11 protein-coding genes are annotated in these 13,896 nt (G+C 67.5%); 6 read left to right on the top strand and 5 right to left on the bottom strand.

Features of this window, described 5'->3' with window-relative positions; genetic code table 11:
- Positions 1–39: 39 nt before the first annotated feature.
- The gene (locus BM052_RS00315; RefSeq protein WP_091141963.1) at positions 40–1,638 is read right to left on the bottom strand and encodes a helicase HerA-like domain-containing protein; all 1,599 of its coding nucleotides are present in this window, start codon (positions 1,636–1,638) and stop codon (positions 40–42) included.
- Between the two features lie 237 nt (positions 1,639–1,875).
- On the opposite strand from BM052_RS00315, the gene pabB reads away from it, so the two are divergent.
- From pabB to BM052_RS00290, 5 genes are all read left to right on the top strand, one after another.
- Positions 1,876–3,708 (top strand): aminodeoxychorismate synthase component I, encoded by a 1,833-nt coding sequence (gene pabB, locus BM052_RS00310; RefSeq protein WP_091141961.1) that lies wholly within the window; start codon positions 1,876–1,878, stop codon positions 3,706–3,708.
- Complete coding sequence (locus tag BM052_RS00305) at positions 3,708–4,874, top strand: pyridoxal phosphate-dependent aminotransferase (RefSeq protein WP_091141960.1); 1,167 nt, start codon at positions 3,708–3,710, stop codon at positions 4,872–4,874. Before pabB ends, BM052_RS00305 begins: the two co-directional genes overlap by 1 nt.
- Positions 4,875–4,965: 91 nt before the next feature.
- Complete coding sequence (locus BM052_RS00300) at positions 4,966–5,634, top strand: RluA family pseudouridine synthase (RefSeq protein WP_177198260.1); 669 nt, start codon at positions 4,966–4,968, stop codon at positions 5,632–5,634.
- The gene (gene arfB, locus BM052_RS00295; RefSeq protein ID WP_091141956.1) at positions 5,631–6,047 is read left to right on the top strand and encodes an alternative ribosome rescue aminoacyl-tRNA hydrolase ArfB; all 417 of its coding nucleotides are present in this window, start codon (positions 5,631–5,633) and stop codon (positions 6,045–6,047) included. The genes BM052_RS00300 and arfB overlap by 4 nt, the downstream gene beginning before the upstream one ends.
- Before the next feature lie 418 nt (positions 6,048–6,465).
- Positions 6,466–8,532: a TonB-dependent siderophore receptor gene (locus BM052_RS00290; RefSeq protein ID WP_091141955.1), complete on the top strand. Its 2,067-nt coding sequence runs from the start codon at positions 6,466–6,468 to the stop codon at positions 8,530–8,532.
- 59 nt (positions 8,533–8,591) lie between these two features.
- On the opposite strand, the gene ggt is transcribed toward BM052_RS00290, so the two are convergent.
- Positions 8,592–10,331 carry a gamma-glutamyltransferase gene (gene ggt, locus BM052_RS00285; protein WP_091141953.1) on the bottom strand — a complete coding sequence of 580 codons (1,740 nt, stop codon included), beginning with the start codon at positions 10,329–10,331 and terminating at the stop codon, positions 8,592–8,594.
- Between the two features lie 114 nt (positions 10,332–10,445).
- Complete coding sequence (locus BM052_RS00280; protein ID WP_255405862.1) at positions 10,446–11,267, bottom strand: helix-turn-helix domain-containing protein; 822 nt, start codon at positions 11,265–11,267, stop codon at positions 10,446–10,448.
- A 164-nt stretch (positions 11,268–11,431) separates the two neighbouring features.
- Here BM052_RS00280 and pobA point away from each other — a divergent pair, with 164 nt between their 5' ends.
- Complete coding sequence (gene pobA / locus BM052_RS00275) at positions 11,432–12,601, top strand: 4-hydroxybenzoate 3-monooxygenase (RefSeq protein ID WP_091142953.1); 1,170 nt, start codon at positions 11,432–11,434, stop codon at positions 12,599–12,601.
- Positions 12,602–12,617: 16 nt separating this feature from the next.
- On the opposite strand, the gene BM052_RS00270 is transcribed toward pobA, so the two are convergent.
- Both BM052_RS00270 and BM052_RS00265 read right to left on the bottom strand, forming a co-directional pair.
- On the bottom strand, positions 12,618–13,484 hold the full coding sequence (locus BM052_RS00270) for an acyl-CoA thioesterase (RefSeq protein ID WP_091142951.1): 867 nt from the start codon (positions 13,482–13,484) through the stop codon (positions 12,618–12,620).
- Positions 13,477–13,875, bottom strand: a complete 399-nt coding sequence (locus tag BM052_RS00265) for a MerR family transcriptional regulator (protein WP_091141949.1) — start codon at positions 13,873–13,875, stop codon at positions 13,477–13,479. The genes BM052_RS00270 and BM052_RS00265 overlap by 8 nt, the downstream gene beginning before the upstream one ends.
- Between the last annotated feature and the right edge of the window lie 21 nt (positions 13,876–13,896).

The raw sequence follows: 13,896 nt of genomic DNA, 5'->3' as shown, positions 1-13,896 counted from the left end.
CGGCCGAGAGGATCAGGCGGCGCAGGAACCCCACAGGCCTTAGCGCATCAGCCCCCCGATGAGGTTGCGAGCGAAGCGGCCGAGTCCGGGTATGCCGATGGCGCGGCCCAGCGTGTCCCCGATGGTGCCGGCGGCGGCGCTCGCGGCGGAGGCCTTGGGGTTGGCCCGGCTCGTCTTGCCCTGGATGGTCTGCGCCAGGATCGCGCCGGCGCTGCCTGCCGCCGCGCCGGCCGCCGCCTTGGCGACCTTGCCGCCGATGCCGTCCCACAGGCTGGGGCTCCTGCGTTCGCGCTTGCCGACTTCCTCGCTGCCCTTTTCGGCCACTTCCCGGGCCGTGGCGGCGGCGTCGACCGCCTTGACGGCGAGCACTTCCCCGGCGCTCTCGCGATCGACCGGCGTATCGTACTTGCCCTGGCACGGGCTGATCGACTGGATGATCGCCCGTTCCTTGGGCGTGACCGGCCCAAGCCGCGAACGTGGCGGCGCGATCAGCGTGCGTTCGACCACGCCCGGCGCGCCTTCCCCGTCCAGCGTGGAGACCAGCGCCTCGCCGACTTTCAGCTCGGTGATCGCGGCCGCGACGTCGAGCGCGGGATTGATCCGGAACGTTTCCGCCGCCGCCCTGATCGCCTTCTGGTCGCGCGGGGTGAAGGCCCGCAGCGCATGCTGGACGCGGTTGCCGAGCTGCCCGGCGATGTCCTCCGGAATGTCGATCGGGTTCTGGGTCACGAAATAGACGCCCACGCCCTTGGAACGGATCAGGCGCACCACCTGTTCCACTTTGTCCTGCAAGGCCTTGGGGGCATCGTCGAACAGCAGGTGCGCCTCGTCGAAGAAGAAGACCAGCCTGGGTTTTTCCGGATCGCCGACTTCGGGCAATGCCTCGAACAGTTCGGAGAGCAGCCAGAGCAGGAAGGTGGCGTAGAGCTTGGGGCTGCGCATCAGCCGGTCGGCGGCGAGCACGTTGATGTAGCCGCGCCCTTGATCGTCGCACTTGATGAAGTCCTGGATCTCCAGCGCGGGTTCGCCGAAGAACCGCGCGGCGCCCTGGCTGTCCAGCGTCAGCAGCTGGCGCTGGATGGTGCCGACGCTGGCCTTGGTCACGTTGCCGTATTTCGCCGAAAGCGCGGAAGCGTTCTCGGCCGCGTAGGCCAGCATCGCCTGCAGGTCCTCCAGGTCGAGCAGCAGCAGGCCCTGCTCGTCGGCCAGGCGGAAGACGATGTTGAGCACGCCTTCCTGGGTCTCGTTCAGATCCATCAGCCGCGCCAGCAGCAGCGGCCCCATCTCGGAGATGGTGGTGCGCACCGGATGGCCCTGCTCGCCGTAGATATCCCAGAACACCGCCGGATTGTCGGCATAGGCATAGTCCTGGAGGCCGATTTCCCTGGCCCGGCTCTCCAGCTTGTCGGCGTTCTTGAACTGCGGGCTGCCCGCCATCGCGATGCCCGACAGGTCGCCCTTCACGTCGGCAAGGAAAACCGCGACGCCGGCGGCGGAAAACTGTTCGGCGATGGTCTGGAGAGTGACGGTCTTGCCGGTGCCGGTCGCCCCTGCGATCAGCCCGTGACGGTTGGCCCGCCCGAGCAGCAGCACCTGCTTCTCGCCATTGCCGCCAAGCCCCAGGAAAATCTCGCTCATCAAGCCCCCTACCATGCTCACGCCGCATGCCGTCGCAATCGTTGATAGAACCGGCGGCACGCCAGCGCGAGAGTGTTTTTGCCAGCCGCCGCCCGGGCGTCTAGAGGGCTCATTCGAAACAGATGGAACCACCCGCCATTCGTCCGGAACCAGGGGCCCGAACCAGGGCCCCGAACAGGCGGAAGGGTCCAGTAGAACAAACAAAGTCCAGAGAGCACAGCTTCGAACCGACCCCGCATGCCAGAACCCTTCGTCCTTCTTGATGACGCCCGCGTCCAGGGCGCCGCCGACGCCCGGCTCTACCGGCACCCGTCAGAGATCGTCACCGCCGCGCGCGCGCGCGACGTGCTGCCCGCGCTGGAACGGATCGAGGCGCTCGCGCGCGGCGGGCACCACCTGGCGGGATATGTCGCCTACGAAGCGGGTCTCGCACTGGAACCGCGGCTGGCCGGGCTGCTGCCCGCCCGCGCCGGAGCGGCGGGGCCGCTGGTCTGGTTCGGGGCCTTTCCCGGCTGCGAACGCATCCCCGCCGCACAGGTGCCGCGATGGCTCGCCGCCGAAGCCGGTCCGGGCGTGCCGGCAATCGGGCCGCTCGAACCGCAAGTGTCCCTGGGCGATTACGTGCGCGCCTTCGATGCGCTGCACGCCGCGATCGAGGCGGGCGACATCTACCAGGCCAACCTGACCTTCCCGCTCGCGGGATCGTGGCGCGGCGATCCGCTGGCGCTCTATGCGGCGATCCGGCCGAGCGCGGCCGCCGGCCATGGCGGCGTGATCCATGACGGGTCGCACTGGCACCTCAGCTTCTCGCCCGAGCTGTTCTTCGCGCTGCGGGGCCGCTCGGCCCGGGTCAGGCCGATGAAGGGCACCCGCCCGCGCGGACGCGACCCGGCCGAGGATGCGTTCCTGCGTCAGGAACTCGCGACTTGCGCCAAGGATCGCGCGGAGAACCTGATGATCCTCGATCTCATGCGCAACGATCTCTCGCGCGTGGCCGAGACGGGTTCGGTGCGGGTGGAAAATCCCTTCAGCATCGAAACCTATCCCACCGTCCACCAGATGGTCTCGTCGGTTCGCGCCACGCTCACGCCCGGCAGGGGCGCGGTCGACCTGCTGCGCGCCTTGTTCCCCTGCGGATCGATCACCGGCGCGCCGAAGATACGCGCGATGGAACTGATCGCCGGGATCGAATCCTGGCCGCGCGGTATCTACTGCGGATCGATCGGCCATATCGAACCCTCTGGCGATGCTGCGTTTAATGTGGCAATCCGCACCTTGCGCCTGTCGCCCGACAGGAATGGCGGAGGCGGTAACGGCGGCCGGGCGGTCCTGGGGGTGGGATCGGCGATCGTCGCGGATTCTGAGGCACTTCCCGAATGGCGGGAATGCCTGGTCAAGGGGGGTTTCGTGCGAGAGTCGGAAGCGCGAGTGCCGGGAAAGCCCGCCTCGCCCGCCAGTTTCGATCTGGTCGAAACCATGCGCTTCACCCCGGAAGAGGGGATTGCCCTGCTCGAATTCCATCTCGAACGGATCAGGGCGAGCGCCGCCGCGCTCGGCTTCGGCTTTGATCGCCATGCCGTGCGCAACGCGATCCAGGCGCTGTGCTTCGATGCCGAGCGCCCGTCCAGGCTGCGCCTGGTCGCCGCGCGCAGCGGCGCCTATGCGCTCGAACTGACGGAAATGCCCGAAAGCCTGCCCGCGCCCGTGACCGTCGCGGTCCTGCGCATGCCGGTCGACGCCGGTGACTGGCGGCTTGCCCACAAGACCAGCGACCGCGGTTTCTACGAGACCGGCCTGGCCGCCGCAAAGGCGGCGGGCGCGCAGGAAGCCTTGTTCCTGCGCGACGATGGCCTCGTCACCGAAGGCTGCTTCACCAACCTGTTCGTCGAACGCGGCGCCGTGCTGCTGACCCCGCCCGCGCGCCTGGGCCTGCTGCCCGGCGTGCTGCGCCGTTCGCTGATCGAGCAAGGCCGCGCCGTAGAGGCCGAGCTGACGCTGGATGATCTTGCCGGCGGCTTTCTGATCGGCAACGCCCTGCGCGGGCTGATGCCCGCCCGACTGCTCGCGTGATGCACCTATCCGCCGCTCTTTCGCGCATCGCCCCTTCGCAGACCACGGCCATGACCGACCGCGCCACCCAGCTGCGCGAGGAGGGGCGTGACATCATCTCGCTCTCGGTGGGCGAGCCTGACTTCGCGACGCCGCCGCATGTCATCGCCGCCGCGAAGGCGGCGCTCGATGCGGGCGACACGAAGTACACGCCGGTCGGCGGCACCTCGCGGCTCAAGCAGGCCGCCGCGCTGCACTTCGCGCGCGACCTCGGGATCGCGGTGCCGCCCTCGCGGGTGACCGTGAGCGCCGGCGGCAAGCAGGCGATCTTCCACGCCATGCTCGCCACTGTCAGCGAGGGTGCGGAAGTGATCGTACCGGCGCCGTGGTGGGTGAGCTATCCGGAGATCATCCGCTTCGCCGGCGGCGAAGTGGTGCCGCTGCTGACGCACGCCAAGAACAATTTCCGCTTCACCGCCGCCGATCTCGAAGCCCAGATCGGCCCGCGCACGCAGTGGCTGCTGCTCAACAGTCCCGGCAATCCCACGGGGGCGTGCTATCCCGCCGACCTGCTGCTGGGGCTGGGCGAAGTGCTGCGCCGCCATCCGCGCGTCCTGGTGCTTTCCGACGATATCTACGCGCCGATCAACTACACCGGCGCGCCGCACGTGACGCTGGCCAACTTGTGCCCTGACCTTGCGGACCGCATCCTGACCGTCTCGGGCGTATCCAAGAGCCATGCGATGACCGGTTTCCGCATCGGCGTGGCCGCCGGGCCCGAATGGCTGATCCAGGCGATGGAGCGGCTGCAATCGCATTCCTCGGGCAATCCCTGCTCGATCAGCCAGGCCGCCGCCGTCGCCGCGTTCGAGGGTCCCCAGGATTTCCTGGCCGGCTGGTGCGAGCGTTTCCGCGCGCGGCGCGACCTGGTGGTCGCGGCGATCAACGCGATCCCCGGCCTGCGGACGCCGACGCCCGACGGCGCCTTTTACTGCATGGTCGATGCCACCCCGCTGATGGCGCGCTTCGGTGACGACCGGAAACTGGCGCTGCACCTGCTCGAACATGGCGTTGCCATCGTGCCGGCATCGGCCTTCGGCGGCAGCGGCGGCTTCCGCATCAGCTTCGCGGCCGACGAGGTGAAGCTGGAGGAAGCGTGCCGCCGCATCGCCGGGGCGGTGACGTGATGCGCCCCGCTTTCTCGATATCCGCTCGCGTTGGAGTAAAGCGCCTGAAATCCGAATCGAAACGCGCTCGACGCGAACGCAAGCCGCGGTGATGCAACCGGAGATTCTCTTCGAGGACGCCGAAGCCCTGGTCATCGACAAGCCGGCCGGCCTGCCGCTCGACCCGCCGCGTGCCGGCGGTGCCAGCCTGGAGGATAGTCTCGAACACCTCAAGCTGGGCTTCCAGCGCGCGCCGGTGCCGGTCCACCGGCTCGACCGCGATACTTCGGGTTGCCTCCTGCTGGCGCGCAATCCCAAGGCGCTCAAGCGCTTCGCCGCCGCTTTCGAGGAGCGGCTGGTGGAAAAGCGCTATCTCGGGATCGTCACCGGCGAACTGGCCGAGGGCGAGGGGACGATCACGCTCGCGCTCTCGAAAGTCAGCACCGCGAAGGACGGCTGGCGCATGATTCCGGCGCGCAAGGGCAAGCCGGCGGTCACGCATTGGCGCAAGCTGGACAGCCGCGGCGGCCTTACATTGGTGGAATTCCGGCCCGAGACCGGCCGCACCCACCAGATCCGCATCCACGCCGCCGCCGGCCTCGGCACGCCGCTGCTGGGCGATCCGGTCTATGGTTCGGGCGTCCATGATTTGGGTAGGGGCGCGGCGCGCACCATGCTCCATGCCGCCGGGCTTGTCGTGCCGCGCGGGGAAAAGGCGCCGATCGTTGCCGCCAGCCCGCTGCCGGCGGACTTCGCCGCGCTCGGCTTCGCGGATGAATGACCCCGGTTGAAGACACCCTCAGCCGCGCTCAGGCCCTTGCGACGGAGAGCTTCATCGCCTCCTCGGGGCCCGGCGGGCAGAACGTCAACAAAGTGGCGACGGCGGTGCAGCTGCGGCTCGACGTCTATGCCCTGCGCCTGGCGCCGCCGGTTTTCGCGCGGCTGAAGGAACTGGCCGGCAGCCGCATGACCTCACGCGGAGAACTGGTCCTGACCGCGCGCAAGTTCCGCACCCAGGAAGCCAACCGCGCCGACGCCCGCGAACGACTCGCGAGCTTGCTTGAAGAGGCGCACAAGCTCCCCGAGAAGCGGGCCAAGAGCCGCCTGAACCGGGTCGGCAAGGAGCAGCGGCTGAAAGGCAAGAAACTGCGCGGCACGGTCAAGGCCGGACGCGGCAAGATCAGCTTCGACTGAGGCCAGGTCCCTTGGCGCGAGACAGGTCTTCCCCCTTTCTTCCTCCTTCGCCGCCCGCGAGGCGGCGAAGGCGCTGAAGCAATCCGGGGCAGAGCAAAACCGCCCTGGCCAAGCCCCTGGATTGCCGCACCGCCTTCGGCGGCTCGCATGACGAAACAAGCGTTCCGATATCAGCCCAAATCCTCCCCATCGCTTCGCGACAGGGAGGATCGCCCGTCCTTTATGACGGACGGCGATTTCCATCGCGCGTTCGCCGTCTTCCGCCGCGCCTTTCCCCAGATTGACATGCCGGTTCGACCTGCTATCGGCGAATCGAGCTAATGCAAGTCGTTATCAATATATGAGGTGAGCAGTGAGCAAATCGGAGTCTGGCAATCGGCGGTTCCCATCGTTCGGCATTCGGGGGGTGTCGGTCGCCATGATCGCGTTGACGGCGAACGGCCTTCTTGTCGGCGGAGCCCGCGCGGCGGACGCCGATGCCGATGCGGAGCGGCCCGACGACATCATCGTGATCGGCGCGTTGCCCGACGACTACGTCGTTGGCGACCAGGGGGCATCGACCCGCCTCAACCTTTCGCTGCGCGAGACGCCCCAGGCGGTCAGCGTGGTCACCCGTGCGCAGATCGAGGACTTCAACCTGGATACGGTGGACGACCTGCTTTCCCGCGTGACCGGCATCAATGTCGATCGGCCGGAAACGGACCGCACGTATTACAACGCGCGCGGCTTCGACATCGTCAACTTCCAGTTCGACGGCATCGGCCAGCCCTTGAGCTACGGCCTCCAGACCGGCCAGATCGATACCGCGCTGTACGACCGGGTGGAGATCGTGCGCGGCTCGACGGGCCTGCTCTCGCAGACCGGCAATCCCTCCGCCGCGATCAACTTCGTGCGCAAGCGCCCGGCCAGGGAGCTTGGGGGCTTTGCCAGCCTGAGCTACGGATCCTTCGATACGGTGCGCGGCGATGTCGACGTCAATACCCCGCTGACCGGGGACGGCAGCATCCGCGCCCGCTTCGTCGGCGCTTACGAGGGCGGCGATTCCTACCTGGATTTCTACCACACCTCGCGCCTGACGCTCTATGGCGTCGTCGCCGCCGATCTGGGCCCGGACACGGTGGTGACCGCGGGCTATTCGTGGCAGGAAAGCGACCCGCGCGGCGTGAACTGGGGGGCGCTGCCGTTCGCCTATGCCGACGGTTCTCCCGCAAGCTATGCCCGGTCGGCCACCACCGCGCAGCCCTGGACGCGCTGGAACACCGTCGACCGCAATCTTTTTGCCGATATCGTCCATGATTTCGGCGGCGACTGGACCGGAAAGGTCTCGATCCTGCGCCGCGCGCGCGATCAGGATTCGCGGCTGTTCTACGTCTACGGCGCCCAGGATCCGGAAACCGGCGAGGGGCTCTATTCCTGGCCCGGCGCTTACCTCGACAAGCTGCGCGAGACGACGATCGATGCGCACGTCGAGGGCAAGGTCAATGTTGCCGGCCGTGAACACGACGTGGTCCTGGGCGTCAACTATGGCAGGGCGCTGACGAAGGAGTGGCAGGCAACGGCCCCAGGCGACACTGGTGTTTCGCTTGCCGGCAATAGCGCCTTTGACGGCAGCTTTGCCTATCCCGACTTCACCGACTATGCGCTCGCTGCCGATTTCGACACCGAAATCGGCAGCGTCTACGGCCTCGTGCGGCTTTCGCTGGCCGATCCCCTCAAGCTGATGTTGGGCGGGAACGTGACCAAGGCCAAGCGGACGGGAATATCCTATTCCGTGCCTTATGCGTTCGAGCAGACCAAGTTCCTGCCTTTCGCCGGCCTGACGTTCGACGTGACCGGCCATCTCACCGCCTATGCAAGCTATGCCACGATCTTCAATCCGCAGGTGGAAATGGATGCCGACCTTTCGATCCTGCCGCCGATCGATGGCGAAACCTTCGAGGCCGGCCTCAAGGGCGAATGGAACGAGGGCCGCCTGACGGCCGCGATCGCGGTGTTCAAGACCAGGGAAGACAATGTCGCCGAGTCGATCGGTTTTGATCTGACGATCGGCCAAACGCTCTACACCGGGGTCAATGCCCGGTCGCAGGGCGTCGAGGTGGATCTGGCCGGCGAGCCGCTGCCCGGGCTCCAGGTTTCGGGCGGGTATGCCTATGTCGATGTGGAGGACGAAAACGGCGACGCCGCGCGTACTTTCATTCCCCGCCACACGCTGCGGGTGAGCGCCGTCTATTCGCCGCCGTCTCTCGACGCGCTGCGGTTCGGGGCTTCGGCGCGCTTCCAGAGCCGCATCTACAACGCTTACACCGAGCAGAAAGGCTATGCCATCGTCGATCTGATGGCGCGGTATCAGGTGACGAAAAACGTCTCGCTGGCCGTCAACGTCGATAACGTGACCAATGTGAAGTACTGGACGAGCTTGCAGTGGGCCCAGGGCTACTACGGCGCCCCGCGCAGGGTGCGCGGGACGCTCGGCGTCAGTTTCTGACTTGTTTCGGAACCCGGCGGTAACGTTCTGGGTTCCGGAGGACGAAACCCGATACTGGTTCAGAAACCGCGTGCCCGGCCCTCCCTGCGGGGGTCGGCGCCGCCCTCGTAGCGGCCGTTCCGGGCGACGATGGCCTGGATGCCCGATGCCTCCCCGCGCGCGGTCAAGAGCGACATGCCGCGCGCCGCCAGCCCCCGCATGATCGCCTCCGGAAAGGGGTCGGCGGTGAACTGGTCGCCCTTGGCGACCAGGTTGGGCAGGGCGGCGGCCTCCTGCGGGCTCATTTCCCAGTCGAGCACCGCGACCAGTGCCTTGAGGTTATAGGCCTGGATCGAACTGCCGCCCGGGGAGCCCGCCGCCGCGACGAAGCGCCCTTCCGGGGTCAGCACGATCGCGGGCGCCATGCTCGATCGCGGGCGCTTGCCGGGGGCGGGCGCGTTCGCGGCCGGGGTGCCGTCACGGTCGGTGGGCGAGAAGGAGAAGTCGGTCAGCTGGTTGTTGAGGAAGAACCCGTCCACCATGCGGCCCGAGCCGAAGATGCTTTCGACCGTCGTCGTCATCGACACGACATTTCCCTGGGCATCGACGATGACCATGTGGCTGGTGCCGCCCGGCTCCGCCGTGGCATCCGGTCCGGATCGCGGTGCGCCCCGGGGCAGGCCGAAAGTCACCGGGCCGGCCTTGTCGCCGATCAGGTCCGCGCGCCTGCGCAAGTATTCGGGCGCGAGCAGACCCTCGATCGGCACGTCCACGAAGGCCGGGTCGCCGACGTAGCGGTCCCGGTCGGCATAGGCAAGGCGGCTGGCCTGGGCGAATTCGAACCAGGCTTTCTCGTCGCCGGCATCCCGCCTGGCGATGTCGGTCCGGCCGAGAATGCCGAGCGCGATCTGCAGGCCGGGGCCACCCGAGGGCGCCTGGGGCGTGCACACGATATAAATGCGATAAGGCCTGCACAGCGCCGGTCCCGACGTGGGCCGGTAGGCGGCGAGATCGGCCAGCGTCAGCGTGCCGGGGCGCGGCCCTTCCCGCACGCGGTCGACGATGTCCTGGGCCACCGGCCCGGTCAGCAGGCCCGAGGCGCCATATCTTGCGATGCGCTGCAGCGTGCGCGCGTAGGCGGGATTCCTGAGCCGGTCGCCGGCGCCGTAGGGCGTGCCGTCGGGCTTGGTGAAATAGCGCTTGGCATCGGGGGCCGAAGGCTGCGGCACCTGCTTGAGCGCGATCATCCCGGCAAGCCGGGGGCTGACGATGAAGCCTTCCTCGGCAAGTTTCCGGGCGGGTTCGAACAGGTTCGCCCAGGGCAGGTGGCCGTGATCGCGGTGCGCCATGTCGAGCATGGCGACGGCGCCCGGCACGCCGGTGGAGACACCGCCCAGCACGGCGTCGAAAAACGGCAGAGGCTTTCCCTCATCATCGATGAAGAGACGCTCCGTCGCACCCATCGGGGCCTTTTCACGCCCGTCGTAGGCAGTGACCTTGCGGGTCTTCGCGTCGTAATAGACCATGAAGGCCCCGCCCCCCAGGCCGGAGCTCTGCGGCTCGACCAGGCCCAGCACCGCCTGGATCGCCACTGCCGCGTCAACCGCCGAACCGCCCGCCCTGAGCACTTCGACACCCACGCTTGTCGCCAGCGGATTGGCCGCGGCGACCATGGCATGACGGGCCTGGCCGGACTGGCGGACGGCGCTGGTCGTCTCGGTCCCGGCGGACGGCGAAGCCCAGGCTGCGTTCGGCGCCGCGTCGGGTGTGGCGGCAACCGCAAGCGCCGCCGCGCCGAGGGTCAGGAACAGGCGGCGCATGGCCTTTCTCCGCAAGTTTTGCATCGCGGCATATAGGCCATGCGCGGCGTTTGGTGACAACCGGAAACTGGCCCGAAGTCTGGGTCGCGGGCGCCTCCCGTGGAAGGTGCGATCCTATTTCCGTGTACCGGCGCGATTGTCCTTGTCCTGGCGCGGCCGGTGCCCGGTCATTCGCAGGTAGAAGCGCGAAAAGTAGGAAGGATCGGAAAACCCCAGCTCGTCGGCCACCTGCACGATGCTGGCGTTGGTAAAATGCAGCAGCCGCCGGGCTTCCAGCACCAGCCTGGCATGGATCACTTGCGCGGGCGTGCAATCCAGCCGGCGGCGGCAGATCCGGGTCAGGGTCTTGCTGGTGGTCCCGATCCTTTGCGCATACCAGCTTACCGGGCGGTGTTCGCGCATGTGCAGTTCGACGAGGTGGCGAAAGCCCGAGAGCTGGCGGCTGTCGAGCGGCGGGGCTTCGCCCTCGCGCGGCTCGGCCTGGAGCGACCTGACGAGCGCTTCCGCCAGCGCGAGGAACAGCGGCGGCGGTGCGCGCCAGTCGGACTGGACCGCCAGCATCTCGGCGCAGAGCCAGGCCACGCGTCCTTCGATCCCGGGCGGGATCGATCCGCTGGAGCCATGCGCCAGCATCCGCAGCATGGGGTCGGCAGGATCGCCGCCGCGTGCCGCGAACCCGGCCGAGAGCGTGAGAACATGGCCCGAAGTTTCGGGCGTGAAGCGGAAGCCGTGGACGCTGCCTATCGGAACGACGATGCTGCACGGCGCATCGAGCCGGCGCGCCAGTTCATCGCAGCGGAATTCCACTTGTCCGCTTGATACCAGCAGAACCTGCACGCTGCGGGCATGGCGATGCGGCGTGATCTCCCAGTCGTGCAAGGCACTGCGCGCCGCGATCGTTTCGATATGCGCGAATTCCGCGGAAGTTTCCGTCAAATCCTCGCCATAGAGGACAAAGCTTGGAATCGGGCTGGACGGCACGATGTGTGTCCTGAAAGTACCTGCAATATGGTCCTGCCGTCCCTTCCGGCCGGAGCCCGCATTTGTCAATCTGCTACCCGGTGGACGCGCCGCGAGGGCGCGGCGCGGGGAGAGCGCAGATGCAAACACAAGTCGCGATTATCGGCGCGGGCCCGGCCGGGTTGCTGCTGGGCCACTTGCTGCGGGCGGAAGGGATCGAGTGCGTCGTCCTGGAACGCCAGACCGGGCCCTATGTCCTGTCGCGCATCCGCGCCGGCGTGCTGGAACAGGTAACGGTCGGCCTGATGGAACGCCTCGGCCTCGACGCGCGCATGAAGGCCGAGGGGCTGGCGCACGACGGCTTCCATCTTGCCGACGGCAAGCGGCTCATCCGCATCGACATTGCCGGGCTGACCGGCAAGCAGGTCATGGTCTACGGCCAGACCGAGTTGACCCGCGACCTCATGGAAGCGACCGCCGGGCGCGGGCTGGAAGTGATCCACGAAGCCGCCGACGTCGCCCTGCATGACATCGAGAGCGACGCGCCGTTCGTCACCTTTCGCAAGGATGGCGCCGCGTGCCGCCTGGACGCGCGCCTGATCGTCGGCTGCGACGGTTTTCATGGTCCCTCGCGCAAGGCGATCCCGGCGAGCGCCGGCCGGGAGTATGAGCGGGTCTATCCGTTCGGCTGGCTGGGTATCCTGGCCGATGTGCCGCCGTGCAACCACGAACTGATCTATGCCAACCACGAACGGGGTTTCGCCCTGGCCTCGATGCGCTCGCATGCGCGCAGCCGCTACTACGTGGACGTTCCGCTGGCCGAGCGCATCGAGGATTGGCCCGACGATCGCATCTGGGACGAACTGGCGATCCGCCTCGGCCCCGAAGCGGCGGCGCATATCACGCGCGGCCCTGCGATCGAGAAGTCGATCGCGCCGCTGCGTTCCTACGTCTTCGCGCCGATGCGGCACGGCAGCCTGATGCTCTGCGGCGACAGCGCGCATATCGTGCCTCCGACCGGCGCCAAGGGGCTCAACCTTGCCGCCAGCGACGTGCACTATGCGGCGGAGGCATTGGTCCGGTTCTTCAAGGCGAAAGACCCCGACGGGATCTCCGGCTATTCCGACAAGGCACTCGCCCGGGTGTGGAAGTCAGAGCGGTTCAGTTGGTCGCTGACACGGTTGATGCACCGCTTTCCCGAGGACGGTGCTTTCGAACGCGCGATGCAGGTGGCTGAACTAGACTACATCGCCGGCAGCCGCGCGGCGCAGACCAGCATCGCCGAAAATTACGTGGGCCTTCCGGTATGACGCGCGGCCGGGAGTATCAGATATCCCGGATGCGGCACAGGCCTTCCTGGGCGACGCTGGCGACGAGCGTGCCCGAACGATCGAAGATCGCGCCGCGGGAAAATCCACGCGCGTGGCCCGACCATGGACTTTCCATGACGTAGAGCAGCCAGTCGTCGACCGAGGGGGTCGCGTGGAACCACACTGCGTGGTCAAGGCTCGCCACTTGCAGCTGCGGGGAAAAGAAGTCGTAGGGATGCGGCAGCACGGCGGTGGTGACCAATGCGAAGTCGCTGGCATAGGCAAGCACCACGCGCTGCATCGTCAGGTCCAGGTCCAGCGGTTTGGCCAGGCGAAACCACAGGAACTGGCTGGGCATGCCGGAACCGGCGGTGCCCAGGGGCGAGGGCGGGCCGGCGCGCAGATCGAAGGCGACGAGGCGGTCGAGAATGGCCCGCGGCACCGACGGGCCGGAACCGGCCGACGCACTGGCGAGATCGAAGCAGGCCTCTGGCGGCGGCAGATCGGGCATTGCGGCGGTATGGGCGAAGCCCTGCTCGGGCCGATGGAACGAGGCGGCAAGATTCAGGATCGGCTTGCCGCCCTGCATCGCCACCACCCGCCGGTTGGCGAAGCTGCCGCCATCGAAATCGCGCAGCACGCGGTAGATGATCGGCCGCGTGGTATCGCCCGCGCGCAGGAAATAGGCATGCAGCGAATGGGCCTGCTGGTTCGTCGCGATCGAGCGCGCGGCGGCGGCAAGCGCCTGCGCCACGACCTGGCCGCCGAACACCCGGCTGGGCCCTTCGGCGACGGGAGCGCCGCGATAGAGATCGGTATCGAGTTCCTCTATCGTGAGCAGTTCCAGCAGTTCCCCGACCGCTGCCCCGCGTGCATCATTCATCGCCATCGTCCTTGCTTTCGACCGCCCGCGCCGCCCGTATCCAACTGTGCGCCTGTTGTTCGATCGAAAGCAGTTCTTCAAGCGTCTGCTCGATTGCCCGCTTCTGCTTGCGCAGTTCGCCCACGCGCTCGCCAACCTTGACCAGGAGTTGGCGCACTTGTTCGACATGCTGGCGGTCGACATCGTAGAGATCCAGGAATTCCTTGATCTCGCGGATCGAAAAGCCGAGCCGCTTGCCGCGCAGGATCAGCTGCATGCGCCCGATCTCGCGCTTGGAATAGATGCGCGTGGTGCCAACCCGCTGCGGGGCGATGAGGCCTTTGTCCTCGTAGAAGCGCAAGGTGCGCATGGTAACGCCCAGCAGGCCGGCCGCTTCCTGGATTCCCAGCATTTCGAGACGATCCCGAGATCC

Source organism: Novosphingobium sp. CF614, assembly GCF_900113255.1.
Taxonomy (GTDB): Bacteria; Pseudomonadota; Alphaproteobacteria; order Sphingomonadales; family Sphingomonadaceae; genus Novosphingobium.
Note: the sequence above shows the minus strand (reverse complement) of the source record. Positions and strands in the feature narration are given on the sequence as shown.